Consider the following 18479-nt stretch of genomic DNA (forward strand, 5'->3'; position numbering starts at 1 on the left):
GCGGGAACATAAGAAAGCCTACCTAGTGCGCATTGCATGAAGTAGGCTTTCCTTGTTTTTGGTGATTACAGTGGTATTTGCCAAGCCATATTACTTTCAGACATTTTATCTAAAAGTTATTCGAATGGGGCTTGCTATATTCCAAATACTGAGCAATATATACACAAGCAATGCTTGAGGAAGCGTATGAGCTTGGTAAAACACAAAAAAATTATTATGTTTAGTGGCGTAAATAAATAAGACATGAATTATATTATTATGAAAAAGTTGCTTTTAGAATGCGAGTAAATACATATTCATTGACAAATTTATCAAGTTCTCTAGCATTTTGTAAGTTACTTGAATACGACAATAAAGCTTTTAAGCATTCCTGTTCATCGATTCTTTTTCTATCATCATTATCTAAGCTATTTATCAATTTACTAAATGACTTTGATATTAGTTGATTTACAACTTCTTTCGTTAATGCTTTATATTCTATAAAAGCATCAAACCTACTGTATATGGCATCACCTAAGACTCGTTTAATTTGACCCTCATTTGTAAAATTCGAAGTACAGAAAATTATGCTATTTTTTAAATTCACTTGGTAATTCTTATCTTCAAATTTTCCTTCGTCGAACATCTGATAAAATGCACTGTAAAACATATTGTTGGGTTTATCAAACTCATCAAACAGAATAACATTGCTTTCTCTTTCCAAAAGGTCTCTTGAAAGGGAAGATGAGTTGTGACTTGCACCAAAAATATAATCAGCAAACGAATTAGTGTGAAACATAGAGAACTGTTTCCTAAATAAATGTTGACCAAGTACTGATGACAACAATTTTGCTGTTTCTGTTTTTCCAACTCCTGCTGGTCCATACAACATTAATACTATAGGTTTTCCCTTATTATAGTTTTTGGCAAGCTGGTATAAATTCACAAGCAACTTATTTTTTGCTGTTTCCTGTCCTAAAATTTCAGAAGTGAACTTGTTGGCAAATATCTTTAGCGTTTTAGTTTGAATATTTTTGTACAAATAGTTATCTCTACCTATTTTTTCGTAAACCTCTTCTAATTGACTTACGACGCTAGATGGAGGATTTTGAAAGTATATATTTTCAATTGAAAACTCATCCAATAGCGTTATAAGACCATTCAGTCCACTGTCAGATAGTAGAGCATATTCTTCTGTAGTTGCAATCACATTTTTAAAGCTTCGCTTTTTTCTGTTCTCCTTTGTTTTATTAGGGTAATCCACATAGAAATTGTGTCTTTCGCGATCTGATATTTCCACTAATTTTGTAAGCGTTTTAGGTCTTATACCTTCGGGAAGAATTTCATCAAAAGCTTTGCGTGGGCCATAATAAATCTTAATTTTCATATGCTACTCCCGCAAAAAGAACGTCATAAACATCAACACTATCAGTTGATTCTTTTGTATTGTTCTCAATTGCTAGCTCATATGCGTCAATTTTCTTTTCTTCCATTTGGAATTCATTATTAATATCCAACTGATTTATAGACGTCCTTCCAACTTTAACGCCGTGATACGTGAGATTCATTTTAACTAAATCAGCTAGTGAATAGGCATTTCTGAAAGAAGCTAAATTAAAACGCAAAATAATTTTATTATCGTTGAAATTCAAAAGCATTTCATAGTAACCTTTACCTCTCGTTAATGCTTCATCCATCATTGGAATATTAAGTTTAAAATCACCAGCGTCTAGCTTTCCTTCAGTCATAGCCATGTATGGTGTTATTAATTTAAAATAAGATAACGAATTAGGATATGCATATACTAAGGAATTATTAAATTTTTGTATCTTGTTCTCTCTGTACGCAAAATCTAAATAATCAGATAATACATCATTAGTAAAAATTTGATTTACTATTTTTTCAGCCCTACGATTAAGCTCTCCTTTAACCCCAATATTTGCATGCAAACTAAAAGGCCAAAATGGAAATTTAATACCCGCAGATGTGTCTCCATTTAATGATTCAGCATTATTGTTACTTGAAGCATTTTTAATCTCATTAATCACTTTTCCCTTATTTATGATACACAATAAGTCTGTAGCTGCTTCTTCATCGAAATAGATCACTTTTAAGAAGGATATATTATTTGTATCATTGCTTGCACATTTTGCCATTATTAAAACCTATCTTTGATCGGCACCCAGTTCTCGTCTGCCATATCTTCAGCAAATACCGTGTTATTGATATAAAGTTCACCATCTTTATCTCGTACAAAACCCCAGTTAAGTTTTTTAGCTTGAGCATACTGTTTAAAAGCGTTGAACTTATTCTCAATCTGCTTGTCAATATTCTTATCTTGTCCTCTAGCTTCTCCGCCTTTGGTTTCAATTACCCAAATAGAACCGTCTTTCTTCTTAGCAATATAGTCTGCATAGAAGAGCCATTGATGTTGCAAGCCATCGATGTAAACGATAGAGAAATATTGCTGACCTGTATCACCGTTTTTATAAACCCAATCAATATCATCTCGCGTTTCACAATACTTCTCAAACAGCATCTCAGATGTTGAACGTATGATACTTGTTGCATATCCTGAAGTGTATTCACGGTAAGCGTTGGTGAGGTATTCTACTTCATTTTTGACACCCGGATCATACTTAAAGAAATCCTGCTCAGGAATCTTGAAAGTAGACGTTTTAGGCGCAAGCTTCAGTTCTTGCTGTACAGACATTTTAGCTGTAACAGCTCTAAATTCCTCTTTCAAAAGATGCTCATTATTAACAACAAAAGCATAAAAGTCGGCTGTAGGAAGGCTAATAAGTTTTTGCTTATTATTACCACCTTTACGGAATAAGCGTTCCAGAATGACTTTTACTTTGACAGTTGACATACCAATCGTGCTTTTAATCGCATCTACACTATGTAAAAGTTCAATACCGTGCTTATGTGTATCAACACGCTTTCTAACCATATGGTATGTGGTAGCTTCTGCTACTGATGCTGTTTTAATGAACTTACCGTATAAGGCAGAGCTGAGTATTTCATTACCAAAAACATACCCTGCAGCTTCTAAACGTGTGAGGTTTGCTTGCTTATCGTTTGTGAGCTTGTATTTTTCAACGAGGAAAGTATAAATCTTTTGCAACACTTCACGTTCACCTAAACCGTTAAAGTCAAGGTCACGGACTTGCTTTTCTAGCGTGAATGTCTTGCATTTATCTTTGAGAAACAGGCGTCTTGTTTCGTAGGCTTTATCCATTGAAGAGAGTAGTCCTGCCTTGTATTTCTCATCAAAAGTATAAACATAGCAGAAATCAAGCAAGTCATCATCATAGTGTCTTGCTTCTGGCATACGGCGTATACGTCCGATTGTTTGTATTTCAAAGGATTCGCTCATGCCTTCACGAAGCTTTACGAGTATTTTCGCACGAGGACAATCCCAGCCAGTGGATATTGCCTGTTTCATAAGAAGGAATACAGGAATGCCGTCATTCTCAGTTAGATCATCAGGTAGGTCTTTCTTATCCTCACTCATCCACTTGCTGACCATACCGTTTTCATACGTGTAACCCATGGACCCAAGCTTTGCTTCTACTGCTTCAATCGTTTCAGGCTTACCATTTGGGAACTGAATCAACACAAGTGGGCGTATTGTTTTACCAATTGATTTATACCTGTCAGCTATCTCTTTGCGCTTACTATCAGCTAGATCAAGCAAAGTATCATAATCATCATCAATATTGAGATTTTCTTTGAGACCCTCATTAACATAAAGTGCTTTTGTAATAAGACCTGCGTCAATAACATCAAGCTCATCAATCTCAAAAAACTCATATCGTTTGTTTTCAACAGCCGTGGCACTGACGCGAATAGTATGTTTAGCAGCAAAAGCATCAATAATCGTTCTAGCTTTTGCAGTGTTATTGGAGTGTTCCTCGTCGATAATAACAATAAACTCTATACCTGAGCGATGTGCTTCCGCGATACGGTCGAAAAGATTTTTACGTTCACTATCACGAATAGCAGTGTTACCCTTCTTAGTAACCAGCTCCCAGTTGATGAAAGTCGTTGAACTTTCAGGAAATCCGCCTAAAAGTGCGTCAAATAAATTCTGTGTCTTTCTACCCGGAGAAAGCTTCTGCATCTTCTTACGACTTTGCTCTTCAAGGTCTCCTTTACCCGGGCATAGCCAAATAAAAGCAGTTTTCTTATCAACATTACTTAAATATTCATCAACATAGTCAATAAGAATAATTGTTTTACCTGAACCAGTAGGAGCTTTCATGACTACAGTTTCTTTAGCATCAGACTTAGTAGTTAAATCTATTAAACGGATTACGGCTTTTTCTTGAAATTCAAATAAATTGATTGTAAGTCCAGGATTTACCATGCTTCACCAACCTCCTTCAGCTCATACTCGAAGTAGTAATCAGGAATAATATGAATATCCGTGTTACTAAAGAGAGCATTCTGCTCAGACGTAAAGAGAACGTTATGAGAAACATAAATCGCTTTTACATCCTCATAATTAGACCAGTTCTTAGCAAGCTCGTCAGCTTGTTCATCGGTTAAAACAATGAGATAGTGCTTGTTATCCAATGTAATACCATTTTCAAGTTCTACCATCTCTTTGATGTGAGAAAGGAGTTCTTCACTCACATCATCTGCATCTTTGGGAATAAAGTCAGTCTTGAAGTATTTGAGGTTTGCAGGGATGCCTTCTACATCTGCATATCCATGAATCACACGCTTAATACGCTCATAAGTAACTTCTTCACAAATATTATTCTCGTTATTCGTGCAAAGAATAAACTTACGATTCCCACCATCTTCCTTGTTAAGCTCAAGAACAGCTTGAGCAGTAGTACCACTGCCTGCGAAGAAGTCGAGGATAGTAGGATTTTTGCCTACATAGATAGATAGCAGATATTCTATCATGCTCAAGTTCTTAGGATTGCTAAAAGTAGCATTTCTTCCCATCACAGCTGAAAGAGTATTCGTGCCATCGTTTGTAGAGTATTCGATAATACTTCTTGAATTTCTTTCTTCAATAGAGGAATAGAACAAGTTTCCAGAAATATTTTCAACAGATTCTTTAGGAATGAAAGTTCGTTTTTTTACTGTATAACGACCTGCTTTTCCTGTTATTACAATATTGTCAGATTCTGCATTAAATTTTTCTAAAGACCACGTCCAGCATCCCAATTTGCCACGCACTTTTGGAGGTATAATGGCGACATAACCATCATTCAGTAAGTTGGAGCTGTGTTTGTATATTATGCTTTCATCATTAGATTCTTTAACAAGAGAAATATCGTAGTCAGATACTGCTTTTTTAACCCCAGTAGATGGATTAAAATACACAGTGTATCCAAGGTTTGGACGAGCACTTAATACGCCACCCTCACCACGTGTAGTAATAGAATCATTGACATAGTAGTATCTGCCATTTTCCTCGTATACTGGTCGTAACTTTTTTTCCTTTCGTACTAATGTTGGCAACACTTTGGTTCCGTTTATAAATCTAGACTTCTTCCTATATGTGACTATGTACTCATGATTCTTTTGTATATCTAACGTATCATTTTTTGCATTAAGTTTATTCTGAATAATGATACCTAAAAAGTTATCCATACCAAAAATTTCATCACATAACAACTTAAGCTGTGCAATTTCATTATCGTCAATTGAAATGAAGATAACTCCCTCATCAGAAAGCAGTCGCTTTGCTATCTCTAGTCGTTCGCTCATAAAAGATAGCCATTTTGAGTGAGAATATCCATCGTTTTTATCAATAAATGCATCATCGTAAATAAAGTCTTGGTTGCCAGTGTTATAAGGTGGATCAATATAGATTACATCAATCTTTTCTGTATGTGTTTTCTCAAGCAACTTCAAGCTGTGAAGGTTGTCGCCTTCCAAGAGAAAGTTATAAGCATTTTCATCAGTTGCTTTAATTTCACGCTCTTTTACTTCAGTGAACACAGGTATATTGTCTTGCATCATACGGTCGACTTCTTCTTCGTGCTTTTCCCAAACAAGACCGTATTTCTTTGAGTTGAGCTCATTCTCAATCTCATCAAGAGCAATAAGAGTTTCATCATCGTCTTTATGCTCTTCTTTAATCTTATTCAAAAACTCAAGCATTCTTTGGCGTTTTTGTTGCGATAAATTTGCCACTATATCCTCCTACGCTATGATTCAATTCTATCGTTTAGTGTGCAATTAAATTCGAAACATGTGTTTTCTACTTTTTCAACGAGATATATTTATATACGTGTATTGTTTTTTATGATTCCATAAAGAATATTAATCATTTTCATTAATGCTTTATTGTAAATATATTCTTCAACAATGGTGTACATGAATTGTTTGAATTAGCTGACATACATATACTCACATGTTTGAACGAATAAATAATATAAAATCTTGTGTTCACATTTTCCCAACAGTCGAGTAAATATAATTGAATATTTTCTCTTTCTGTTATCAATGGGAAAAGATTTTTGAAGAATAAGTAATAATTATTTTACGTTTGTCTTATCTGATATGCTCTTTATGGAAGCTGGGGCTCCTCTTACCCTTGACCCTTAAAAGGGTAGGTTTGGGGGAATGACCAGCTTCCTTTTTAGCTTAGCGCACTTAATTTTCCTTGGTATTTCAACGAAAACTCTGGTTTTTAGACATACTTTTTGCCGATTGCCTCCGCTTGAAATCTTCTATAGTATTATTGCCAGTTTTGGGACAATTTATGTGAAAATTGAGTATTTATAATAAAATACTTCATTAATAGCAAGAAGACTGTTGTTGCATTTTTTTGGGAGGCAAAATGGATGAAACAATAGCTTGGGGAGATGAAAGTACAAAATCCAGCAAATCTGGGATACAGGCATACCACATATGCGCATGCATTTGCAATTTACCAGAGTTTGTTGTGAGAAATAAACTGTTAGATGCAACAAAGAAACATGTTAATAAATTGCATTGGCGCGATATGACAATGCGTGAAAAAGAAAAATCTATACGAATTATAGAAAATCTAGATTTACAATATATTATCGTTTCTATGCCACGAAATTACCTAAATTTGAAACCTGAAAGAGCAAGAAGAAAATGCATGGAAACTTTACTGCAAACATTGGAATCTCAGTATAAAGTAAATTTACTAATTCTTGAGTCAAGAGAGAAACACCAAAATGCTAAAGATCTTGTATTGCAAAAATATTTGATAAAAAATAAAACAATACAGAAATTACAAATTGAATTTAAGAACGGAAAAGATGACGCAAGATTATGGATATCAGATCAAATTCTTGGATTTTATGGGGAACAATTAAATAAATATGAAGATCCTACATTGGTAAATCTTATCCAAAAATTCAAAAAGGTTCACGTAAAAAATATCTAGCATACTTAACAAAGCATGTGACAATATTGTCGCATACTGATACAATGAACTTATTGCCTATCTCTTCGGAGGATATGGAAGTTGGAGCCGGAATTGCCTGAGTATCTTGGGCGCCGGCTCCTGCGATATTTAGAGTCATGTGCCAAATGCGAAACACTGTTAATATCTCAGCTAAAGAACTGAGCTAGTAACGGTGTTACTACGGAAGACCTGTTTGCGCTGAAATCACAGTATATTTTAGGGTTATGGGCCAAAAAGTGTGTAAAACTAAGCTGATGAGTATTCTTAAAATAGAAGCAACCCGCTTAGCTTTACACACTTTTTGGCCTATAACCCACATTTGCACTTTACTTAGCATATTTGCGATTGACAATCCCGTATTTGTCTTATAGTCAGTTCGATTGTTATAATTGTTGCGAATTTGCAATGCAATAGTTGTATTGCTTAACAACTGAAGTAGAAGGTGAATTATGCTTTGTAATTTTTGCGGTAAAGAGAACGACGCAAATAGTCAAGTATGTGCTAATTGTGGAAATCGCTTAGGAAACCCAAATGTGCAGCAGACTGTTCAAAATACTCAGCAGCCAGCAAACGATACTTTAAATTCTGTTAAAGATGGCTTTAAGAATTTTAATGAGGCAATAGATTCAGTAATTGAAGATTCAGATCCTGAGCTTTTACATAAGTACTCTTTGATTGCTTATATGGCAGCTTCTGTTGTTGCAATTATTGCTCCATTCTTGCCACTTATCACTGTAAATTGCTTTGGTCTCTCCAAGTCGTTTAATTTTGTAAACAATAATAACACTCCTGGCGATGGAATTTTTTATATAATTATTGCTATTGTTGCTTTAGTTTTTGCTTTTATGAATAAGTCAAAAATAATGATGATTGTTGGCGGTGTTGCTGCCGTATTTATGATTTTTGAGTTTTTCCATATTAATGGCAAGATATCTTCCCTCAAATCGCAGTTTGGCGGATTCTCGATGCTTGGATCTGTAAGTTATGGCATTGGTTTCTACTTATTCATTCTCTCTGCACTTGCTTTGCTTGGATCCTCTGTATTGTACTACCTGTGTGAAAGAGTGCTAAAAGCAGAGAAATAGCATTACTTTGTAACATGTTTTATACAATGTTTATGCATGTTGACAGCTTGTGATTACATAGTCATAGACAAAGTAATTGATAATAGTGAACCCCGGCTTAGGCTGGGGTTCATTGCGTATACGGCAAAATGCGAATGATATTGAGAAACGATATCGCCCAAATATTTTAATATTTTAGGAGGCTGGAAAGTGCATAATCATAACGATGTAATTCAAACTAACGGCACTGGTTCACGCTCAAGCAGTGTGAATGCAAATGTCAACTCTTTCGATACTCATTACAATAACGCCAACGCAGCTTCCCAAGCAGCCGCAATTCACGCAAGTCATGCACATCAGCATCGTTTGCTTCTTACGCTTTCTCTTACTGCAACTGTGTTTTTTGCTGAGGTAATTGGTTCTTTTCTAACTAATTCTTTGTCGCTGCTTATAGACGCAGGTCATATGCTTACAGACATTTCGGTTCTTGCAGCTTCAACAGTTACTGCAATTCTTATGCGTCGTCGTCCGAATAGTAAGCGTACGTGGGGCTGGGCGCGTCTTGAGGTTATTACAGCTGCTGCGGGAGCTCTTATTTTACTGCTTGTAGGAGTGTATGCTCTTGTTGAAGCTGGAATGCGTCTTTTTGGTAGTGGTCATCAAGGCATTCACGATGTAAATCAGCTGCTATTCTTTGGTATTCTTGGCTTAGCTGCGAATTTAGGTTCTCTTGTAATTCTTATGTCTCAATCGCAAGACAATATGAATATGCGTGCTGCCTTTCTTGAGGTTATGAACGATGCTCTTGGATCTGTTGCAGTTGTAGTCTCAGCTATTGTAATGATGAGCACAGGTTGGGCAGGTTTTGATGCTGTAGCTGGCGGTATTATTGCGCTTCTTATGATTCCTCGTGCGTTAAAGCTTCTTAAGAATGCTGTTAAGGTTCTTCTTGAGCAGACTCCTGAAGGTCTTGATTTAAACAAAGTTCGGGAACATCTAGAGCATGTTCCTCATGTGATTGCAGTTCACGATTTACATGCTAGTACTGTCTCTACTGGTATGCCGATTTTTATGGCACATGTCGTTGTGGATCCTAATATGACAATGTCTCAATGCTCTCAGGTGCTTTCCCAGCTTCAGGACTGCTTACGCGAGCATTTTCCTGTCTCTGTGTCTCACACTACTTTCCAACTTGAGCCTAAAGGCTATACAACTTCTAGTGCTTCAGAGCATCATGAATAGAGTTTATAAGTTTTTGCTTATAAGTCTTGTTGCAAAGAATGTGACAAGTTTGCATAAATGTGTGAATGCGTATTTCCTGTGTCGTAATCGTTTTTGAAGTAAAGTTATATTTATGCCGTTAAAAGAACTAATTGATAATACTCACAGTGAGCGCGTGCGCAGACTTGTTTCTTTAGGTCGCGCAAAGTCGCATGATTTGCAGCGTTTTTTAGTTGAAGGTCCGCAAAGTGTGCGTGAAGCTATACGTTATGCCACAGATTCGTTATGTGATATTTATGTTACTAAAGATGCTTGTGAAGGTAATGAAAAGAAAAGTTCCCAATTTTCGTCTTTGCGGGAAATAGTTAAAGAAGCTTTATCTCGATCTTGTTATGTTCATCCTGTTGAATCGAGTATTATGCAAAAAATTAGTGCTGATTCACAGGGAATTGTTGCGGTTGCTAATTCGAAATCTTTGGACGATGTCTATTTTAGTGAGTTTAAAAATTTGCAACAATCAGCACAAGTAAAATCAAAAAACGATTTTAAACCTCTTCGTATTGCAGCTTGTTGGCAGGTAAGAGATCCTGGCAACGCTGGTGCTATTATTCGCGTTGCAGATGTTGCTGGATGCGATGCTGTTGTTTTTGTTGATGATTGCGTAAGTCGTTGGAATTCTAAGCTTGTGCGTTCGACTGCAGGTTCACTATTTCATCTTCCTGTAGTGCAATTAAGCGTTCAAGACTGGTTCGAATGCGCTGCAAAATCAAATATTCGAATTATTGCAGCTGATATTTACGGAACTGACAAGATTAAACCTGTGCCATTTCCAAAAATTTTAGTCAATTCCGAGGTTATTAGCAGTTCTTTGGCTATTTTATTTGGCAATGAAGCTAGAGGCTTACCTAAAGAAGTATTGCAACAGGTTGACGATATTTCAATAATTCCAATATATGGAAAAGCGGAATCAATGAACCTTGCAACAAGTGCAGCAGTAATGCTTATGGGCTTGGCTATGTCGAGTCATGAGCGAAAAATATAACTTTGGGCAATATTTTGCAATATCGTATATAAACAATGAATATACATATAACACAGATAGGAAGGGTGCTGTGACCGATAATAAGCCATTCGATATTAAAGCTGTAACTAAAGCAGTAAAAGAAGGTATTGCTAGCGTTACAGCTGCTCAAACTATGGAAGAACTGAAGGCTGTTAAAACTAAGTATGCTGGCGCACAGTCAGTGATGACTGTTGCAAGCAAAGCAATTGGTTCTTTGCCTGCAGATCAAAAGAAGGAAGTTGGCAAGGTAATGTCAACTTTGCGAGCTGATTTTGGTCGAGCTTTTGCAGAAGCTACAGAGCGAATTAAAGCCGTTGAAGAAGCTAACATGCTTTCTGCAGAGACTGTAGATATGACTCTTCCAATTAATCGTAAGCCTTTAGGTGCTCGTCATCCTATTGCTCGTATTATTGAAGATTTTGAAGACTTCTTTGTGTCTATGGGTTGGCAGATTTCTGCGGGTCCAGAAGTTGAAACTGAATGGTTTGATTTCGATGCATTGAACTTTGGACCGGATCATCCTGCGCGTCAAATGCAAGATACTTTCTACGTTCAAGGAAATCAAGCTAAGGATGCCGCAGGCTTTGTTGGTTCAAATATGGTTTTGCGCACGCAAACTTCTTCTGACCAAGTACGTGCGTTAATTGAGTGTGGAGTTCCTCTGTATATTGCTTCTCCTGGTAGAGTGTTCCGCACTGATGAACTGGATGCAACGCATACTCCAGTTTTTCATCAATGTGAAGCTTTGGCTGTGGATAAGCATTTAACAATGGCTGATTTAAAGGGTGTTCTCGATCGTTTGGCTGTTGCTATGTTTGGTCCAGATGCAAAGAGCCGTTTGCGACCAAGCTACTTCCCATTTACTGAGCCTAGTGCTGAGCTGGATCTTTGGTTCCCGGATAAAAAGGGCGGTCCAGGCTGGATTGAATGGGGCGGATGCGGAATGGTGAATCCTAATGTCCTTAAATCTGCTGGTTTAGATCCAGAAGTTTATACTGGTTTTGCTTTCGGAGTAGGTTTGGAGCGAACTTTGCTACTTCGACATGACATTAACGATATGCATGATTTGGTTGAAGGCGATAAGCGCTTCAGTGAACAGTTTGTGATGGGGGAGTAAAACTCATGCCAATGGTAGATATTGACTGGCTTAAAGATCATGTTGAAGTGCCAGAAGGTTTAACATACGAACAGCTTGCTAAAGATTTAGTTCGTGTTGGTTTAGAGGAAGAAGAGATTCACACTTCTCAAGTTACCGGTCCAATTGTTGTCGGTTACGTAGTTGACGCAACCCCTGAACCGCAGAAAAATGGCAAAACTATTAATTGGTGTCATGTTGATGTTGGAGATAAATACAACGATGTTGACGAGAACGGCAAGAAAGTTCCTCGTGGCATTGTTTGCGGTGCTCCTAATATGGCTGCTGGTGAAAAGGTTGTTGTGACTCTTCCTGGTGCTGTTCTGCCTGGAGATTTTAAGATTGAGCCGCGTAAGACTTACGGTCATATTTCTGATGGTATGTGTGCTTCAGAACGTGAGCTTGGTTTGGGAGATAGCCACAATGGCATTATTTTGTTGCGTGAATATGGCTTCTCTAAGGCTGAATATGATGAGTTGAAGCCTGGCGATGATGTAATGGAGTTGTTGCATCTTAATAAGCCGATTTTGGAGATTAACATAACGCCTGATCGTGGTTATGCTTTCTCTTATCGTGGTGTTGCTCGCGAATATCATCATTCAACTGGTGCTGTTTATACGGATCCTGTTTCAAAGTTGAATGAGCAGGTATCGCAAATTAATGATGAAGGTCACAAGACTTCAGATATTGACGTGAGCATTGAAGATACTAATCCAATTCATGGTGTACCTGGTTGTGATCGATATTATGCGCGTGCTGTACATGGTTTTGACTCCACTTGTGCAAGCCCACGTTGGATGCAGCGTCGTTTAACGCGTGCAGGTATGCGCAGTATCTCTCTTGCCGTTGATATCACTAATTATGTCATGCTCGATTTGGGTCAACCTCTTCATGCTTATGATTTAGACAAAATTGAAGGTCCAATTGTAGTTCGTCGTGCACATGATGGCGAACATCTTACGACTTTGGATGGCAAAGATCATGAATTGCATGTTGAGGATTTAGTTATTTGCGATTCTCCTCATGGAAACCACGGTTCACGCGTGCTTGGCTTAGCAGGTGTTATGGGAGGCATGTACGGCGAAGTTACGAGTGAAACGAAAAATATTTTGATTGAGGCAGCTCACTTTGATCCCGTTTCAATTGCTCGCACTGCTAGACGACATAAGATTCCTTCTGAGGCTTCTCGTCGTTTTGAACGTGGCGTTGATACTCAATTGCAGCCAGCAGCTGCGCAAATGGCTGCGAATCTTTTGGAACAGTTTGGTGGAGCTAAGCCATCTACATCGCCGTGTGATGTTAATAATACTCAGTCGCGAAATGTGATTGTGTTTAAAGCTAATGAAGTGCAGCGAGTTGCTGGTTTGGAAGTTGATTTGAATCGCATTAGCGATATTCTTACCGATATTGGTTGCTCTGTTGCTGGTGGTGGCAATGGATCCTTCTCCGTTCTTCCTCCAACTTGGCGTCCTGATTTGAATGAGCCTTGCGATCTAGTAGAAGAAATCGCTCGACTTATTGGATATGATGAGATTCCTGTTAAGGTTCCTGCAGTTCCTGTTACTGGTCGAACCGGTTTAACCACGCAACAGCAAACTAGGCGAGCTATTGCTTATGAGTTAGCAGAAACTGGTTTTGTTGAATCTTTAAGTTATCCATTTGTTGGTGAAGAAGATATTAAGGCTTTCCGCCAAAATGTGGACGAAGTTGCTGAAGTAAGTGTTCGTATTGCTAATCCTTTGGCTGGAGACAGACCTTGGCTTCGTCGTTCTGTTTTGATGACTTTGGCTGGCACTGTTCGACGCAATCTTCATCGTGGTTTAACAGATATTTCCATGTATGAGCTTGGTCATGTGTACTTTAGCGATCCAAATGCTCCTGCAATTCCTGCATTACCTGGTTCTGTTAGACCTTCTAATGCTGAACTTGCTGCGCTGGATGCTGGATTACCGGAACAACCTTTGCATGTTGCTGCTTTGCTAACTGGTCATGCTGAAGAAACTGGTTGGCTTGGTACTCATAGAGATGTTGATTGGAGCGATGCTGTTGAAGCACTCCAGCGAGTTGGTAAGAGAATTGGTGTTAAGTTCATTCTCGAACAGTTTAAAGCTCAAGATGCTCCATCTTCTTGGCATCCTGGTCGTAGTGCTCAAGTTTGTGTTCTTGCTGAAGATGGTTCAAGCGTCAATCTCGGTATTGTTGGCGAATTGCATCCGCATGTTTGTGAAGCGCTAGATTTGCCTAAGCATTCTGCAGCATTCGAGCTTGATTTAACTGAATTGTTTAAGAATATGCTTATGAAGCCTGTTCAAGCTAAACCAATTTCGACTTTCCCTCCTGTAAAGCAAGATTTTGCTTTCACTGCACCAATTGAGTTGAAGGCGAATGAATTGCAGTCTGCTATTGAAAAGTCTGCTGGAGATTTGCTTGAATCTGTTGAGTTGTTCGATGTGTATGAGGGTGAGCAGCTTGGAGAAGGCTTGCGTTCTCTTGCTTATTCTGTAACGTTCCGAGCAAATGATAGAACGCTTTCTGGCGAAGAGGTGGAAGAAGTTCGTAAGAAGATTACGGATGCTGCTGAAGTCTTGCACGCAACTTTGCGAGTGTAAAATATAATATATTTTAATTAATGCGATTGTGCATACGTTCTAATAATAGTATGCATAATCGCATTTATTGTATTATTGACTCTTTTTTCTTTTTATGTAAAGTAACATTCATTTTTTAATGAGAATCTAGCGTTTTCATGCATAATAGATATGTGTGACGAAGAACACATAAATAATTTTTTATGCATGTAGATATGTATACACATATTCGTATATATTTAATTGAAAATATGTTTATGAAAGGTTTTGATAAAACTATGATGAATCCAGAAACGGATGCAGAATCAAATAACGAAGTGTCAATAAAACAGCAACGTCCTGCAACAAAAGCAGCGCGTTTAAACGCTATTGAACAAGCGTTACTGGCAGAAGTGATTACTTCTCAATCTCAACTCGCTAAAGTGTTGGCGCGTCATGGTTTTAATGTTACTCAAGCTACTTTGAGCCGAGATTTAGATGAGTTAAATGCCGTTAAAATTCGATTGACGGATGGCAGGATTGCGTATGTGCTTGGCGATGGTACTGGCAATCGTCATGCTATGGATACTGTGCGAATTGATCAGCAAGTTGCTCGCACTTTAGCAGGTCTTGTCACTGAAGTTGGGCATGCAAATAATATTGTTGTTATTCACACTCCATCCGGCGCTGCACAATACGTTGCAAGTGTTATAGATCGTCAGCCTTTGAAAGGTATTTTAGGATCAGTTGCTGGAGATGATACAGTTATTATGGTTTGCGTTTCGAATGAAGAAGCTGAAAATCGAGCAAATTGGATGCTTTCAGTAGCTTCTCGTTAAACAATTTATTAAGAAATATTGTGGCTATTCAAATAAATATTATATTAGAAAAATAATTTTGCAGTAACGAAAAGAATTTATACGCGTGCAGTGCATTGTTGAGCTGCACGCGTTTTTATATGTATAACTATAATTGATATATTTTTTATATTTTATAATAACTCTTCAAAGATGATAAAAATGTAATAATTTTTGGCGCATCTGTTGATTTTATTTTAGATGTATAATATGCTCTTTATTGTTTATTTATTCAATACATGACCTGGGAGGTCACTATGACTAATAAAAAACGTATTGTCTTGGCGTATTCAGGTGGCCTCGATACTTCTGTAGCAATTCCATACCTTAAAGAGCAAACAGGTCAAGACGTTGTAGCTGTGTCACTAAACGTTGGTCAGGGCGGTGAAGCGCTTGAAGTAATTAAAAATCGTGCTTTGGCTTGTGGTGCAGTTGAGGCATATGTTGTCGATGCTCGAGAAGAATTCGCAGATAACTATTGCATGCTTGCATTAAAAGCTAACGCAATGTATGAAGACGTGTATCCATTGGTTTCTGCTCTTTCTAGACCTTTGATTACTCGGCACTTAGTGAATGCAGCTCATCAATTTGATGCAGACACAATTGCGCATGGTTGCACCGGCAAAGGAAACGATCAGGTTCGTTTTGAAGTTGCAATCCAATCTTTGGATCCAGAATTAAAAGCTATTAGCCCAATTCGAGACTTGTCACTTACTCGTGATGTTGAAATAGAGTTCGCTAACGAGCATAAGCTTCCAATTGAACAGAGCAAGAAAAGCCCATATTCGATCGACCAAAACGTGTGGGGTCGTGCAATCGAAACTGGTTTCCTAGAAGATCCATGGAATGCTCCGACTGAAGAGTGCTACTCTTATACGCAAAATCCTCTTGAATCTCAAGAACCGGATGAAGTTACAATTACTTTTGAAGAAGGTATTCCAGTCGCAATTGACGGTCATAGCGTAACGCCTTTGCAAGCAATTGAAGAAATGAATGCAAGAGCTGGAGCGCAAGGAATTGGACGAATCGATATTATTGAAGATCGTCTTGTAGGAATTAAATCTCGCGAATTGTACGAAGTTCCAGGTGCTCAAGCTTTAATTGTTGCACACCAAGAGCTTGAAAATTGCTGCCTGGAGCGTGAACAGCATAGGTTAAAGCGTGCTCTTGATAAAAAGTGGGCTGAATTTGTCTATGATGGTCAGTGGTTCTCTCCAGTTGTGCGTTCTCTTAACGCATTTATTAATGAAACTCAAGAGCATGTTTCTGGAGAAATTCGAATGACTATGTATGCTGGCAAAGCTGTAGTTACTGGACGCCGTTCTGATGAATCATTGTATGACTTTAATTTAGCAACATATGATTCTTCAGATACATTTGATCAGCGTGCTTCCAATGGATTCATTGAAATCTACGGATTGTCTAGCAAGGTTGCAGCAGCAAGAGATATGCGCGTTGCAAACAACAACTAATACGATATATAAAAAGATATAAAGGTAATAAACTATGCACGATGCAACAAAAGCAGCAGCCGCAGAACTAGAAAATAATGAAACTAATAATACTAATCACCCTATTGCATTGTGGGGTGGACGATTTAGTTCAGGTCCTTCAGCAGAGCTAGCGAAACTAAGCAAGTCCACACAATTTGATTGGCGATTAGCGGATGATGATATTGCTGGTTCTAGAGCTCATGCGCATGCGTTGTATCGTGCAGGTCTTCTTAACGAAAAAGAGTATGCTGATTTATCTTGTGCATTAGATGAATTGCAAAAGCATGTAGATGACGGAACTTTCGCACCCATTGAGGAAGATGAAGATGAAGCTACAGCATTAGAGCGCGGTTTACTTGAAATTGCTGGAAATGAGCTTGGCGGAAAGCTTCGTGCAGGTCGCTCTAGAAATGATCAAATTGCAGCTTTAATACGTATGTTTTTGCGTAGGCATGCGCGCATTATTGCATCATTATTGTTGTCAGTTTGCCAAGCGTTGCTGAATCAATCAAAAAATGCAAAAGACGCGGTGATGCCGGGTCGCACTCATATGCAACATGCTCAACCAATTTTGCTTGCGCATCAGTTAATGGCACATGTTTGGCCGCTTTTACGAGATGTAAATCGCTTCATAGATTGGGATTTGCGTGCAGATGAAAGCCCTTATGGAGCAGGCGCTTTGGCAGGCAATACTCTTGGTCTTAATCCAGAAGAAGTAGCTAAAGAGCTTGGTTTTTCAAAAGTTTGCGCTAATTCTATAGACGCAACTGCAAGTAGAGACTTAGTTGCAGAATTTTCATTCATTGCAGCAATGGTTGGCGTTGATATATCACGATTAAGTGAAGAAATTATTATTTGGAATACTCAAGAATTTGCATTTGTTCGTTTAGATGACGCTTATTCAACTGGCTCATCGATTATGCCTCAAAAAAAGAATCCAGATATTGCAGAACTTGCTCGCGGAAAAGCTGGTAGATTAATAGGCGATTTAACTGGTTTAATGGCAACTCTTAAAGGTCTTCCTACTGCTTATGCTCGCGATTTGCAGGAAGATAAAGAAGCTGTTTTTGATCAAATTGACACTTTAGAAGTGCTGCTTCCAGCTTTTGCTGGAATGGTAGAAACTATGAAATTTGATCTAAATAGACTTTATGAACAGTCTTCTACTGGTTTCGCTCTTGCTACAGATATTGCAGAATGGCTTGTAAAAATGGGTGTTCCATTCCGTAATGCTCATACTTTGTCTGGTTTGTGTGTAAAGCGAGCTGAGGAAATTGGGGGAGATCTTGCTGATTTAAGCGATGATGATTTTTCAAATATTCTAAGCGGTTTTGTTGATAGCGAAGAAATTGCGAATATTAGAACAATATTGACTAGTGCTGGATCTGTGTCTGCCAGATGCGGTCGTGGCGGTACAGCCTTCGTGCGAGTTAAAGAGCAAATTGTAGAGGCTGAAAACGCAATCGATAATTATTATAAATTTGCAAATTCGAAAAGCGATGGTTCTGCTTATATTTCGTCTATAAAATAATTTTAAAATTAGATTATTAGCTGTAACGTTATAGTGCCAAGTATCGTACGTTATGATATTTGGCACTTTTTATTATGCGTGTCGTCATGTGCTGCAAAAATTGAAAGGCTTGTGGACGCGCAAAGCGCCCGATATTTATCGGTATTCTGTATTAAGGA

The 18479-nt window shown here is 37.9% G+C and carries 13 protein-coding genes; 9 read left to right on the forward strand and 4 right to left on the reverse strand.

What is annotated here, in order from left to right; translation table 11 throughout:
• Positions 1-256: 256 nt before the first annotated feature.
• From DOD25_RS02330 to DOD25_RS02345, 4 genes are read right to left on the reverse strand one after another with little or no spacing between them, the layout of a single operon-like run.
• A complete protein-coding gene (locus tag DOD25_RS02330; RefSeq protein ID WP_112928613.1) occupies positions 257-1366 on the reverse strand; it encodes an AAA family ATPase in 1110 nt (369 codons plus the stop codon).
• Positions 1356-2135: a DUF6414 family protein gene (locus DOD25_RS02335; RefSeq protein WP_112928615.1), complete on the reverse strand. Its 780-nt coding sequence runs from the start codon at positions 2133-2135 to the stop codon at positions 1356-1358. Before DOD25_RS02335 ends, DOD25_RS02330 begins: the two co-directional genes overlap by 11 nt.
• 2 nt (positions 2136-2137) lie before the next feature.
• Positions 2138-4351 (reverse strand): DEAD/DEAH box helicase, encoded by a 2214-nt coding sequence (locus DOD25_RS02340; RefSeq protein ID WP_112928617.1) that lies wholly within the window; start codon positions 4349-4351, stop codon positions 2138-2140.
• On the reverse strand, positions 4345-6141 hold the full coding sequence (locus tag DOD25_RS02345; RefSeq protein ID WP_196776772.1) for a site-specific DNA-methyltransferase: 1797 nt from the start codon (positions 6139-6141) through the stop codon (positions 4345-4347). Before DOD25_RS02345 ends, DOD25_RS02340 begins: the two co-directional genes overlap by 7 nt.
• A gap of 649 nt (positions 6142-6790) precedes the next feature.
• Between DOD25_RS02345 and DOD25_RS02350 the strand changes: the two genes are divergently transcribed.
• The 9 genes from DOD25_RS02350 to argH all read left to right on the forward strand — a co-directional run bounded on the left by DOD25_RS02350 (position 6791) and on the right by argH (position 18321).
• Positions 6791-7369 carry a hypothetical protein gene (locus tag DOD25_RS02350; protein WP_112928618.1) on the forward strand — a complete coding sequence of 193 codons (579 nt, stop codon included), beginning with the start codon at positions 6791-6793 and terminating at the stop codon, positions 7367-7369.
• A gap of 470 nt (positions 7370-7839) precedes the next feature.
• Entirely contained in the window at positions 7840-8475 is a 636-nt protein-coding gene (locus DOD25_RS02355) for a zinc ribbon domain-containing protein (RefSeq protein WP_112928620.1), read from the forward strand.
• A 189-nt stretch (positions 8476-8664) separates the two neighbouring features.
• Positions 8665-9696 carry a cation diffusion facilitator family transporter gene (locus DOD25_RS02360; RefSeq protein ID WP_112928622.1) on the forward strand — a complete coding sequence of 344 codons (1032 nt, stop codon included), beginning with the start codon at positions 8665-8667 and terminating at the stop codon, positions 9694-9696.
• Positions 9697-9808: 112 nt separating this feature from the next.
• Positions 9809-10717 carry a TrmH family RNA methyltransferase gene (locus DOD25_RS02365; RefSeq protein ID WP_112928624.1) on the forward strand — a complete coding sequence of 303 codons (909 nt, stop codon included), beginning with the start codon at positions 9809-9811 and terminating at the stop codon, positions 10715-10717.
• Positions 10718-10787: 70 nt separating this feature from the next.
• On the forward strand, positions 10788-11855 hold the full coding sequence (gene pheS, locus DOD25_RS02370; RefSeq protein ID WP_162720535.1) for a phenylalanine--tRNA ligase subunit alpha: 1068 nt from the start codon (positions 10788-10790) through the stop codon (positions 11853-11855).
• A gap of 5 nt (positions 11856-11860) precedes the next feature.
• Positions 11861-14482, forward strand: a complete 2622-nt coding sequence (gene pheT, locus DOD25_RS02375; RefSeq protein ID WP_112928626.1) for a phenylalanine--tRNA ligase subunit beta — start codon at positions 11861-11863, stop codon at positions 14480-14482.
• A 257-nt stretch (positions 14483-14739) separates the two neighbouring features.
• Positions 14740-15279: an arginine repressor gene (locus tag DOD25_RS02380; protein WP_032842537.1), complete on the forward strand. Its 540-nt coding sequence runs from the start codon at positions 14740-14742 to the stop codon at positions 15277-15279.
• Between the two features lie 275 nt (positions 15280-15554).
• Entirely contained in the window at positions 15555-16769 is a 1215-nt protein-coding gene (locus DOD25_RS02385) for an argininosuccinate synthase (protein ID WP_112928628.1), read from the forward strand.
• A 34-nt stretch (positions 16770-16803) separates the two neighbouring features.
• Complete coding sequence (argH, locus tag DOD25_RS02390; protein WP_112928629.1) at positions 16804-18321, forward strand: argininosuccinate lyase; 1518 nt, start codon at positions 16804-16806, stop codon at positions 18319-18321.
• Positions 18322-18479 lie beyond the last annotated feature (158 nt).

It is taken from the genome of Gardnerella leopoldii (assembly GCF_003293675.1).
Taxonomy (GTDB): Bacteria; Actinomycetota; Actinomycetes; order Actinomycetales; family Bifidobacteriaceae; genus Bifidobacterium; species Bifidobacterium leopoldii.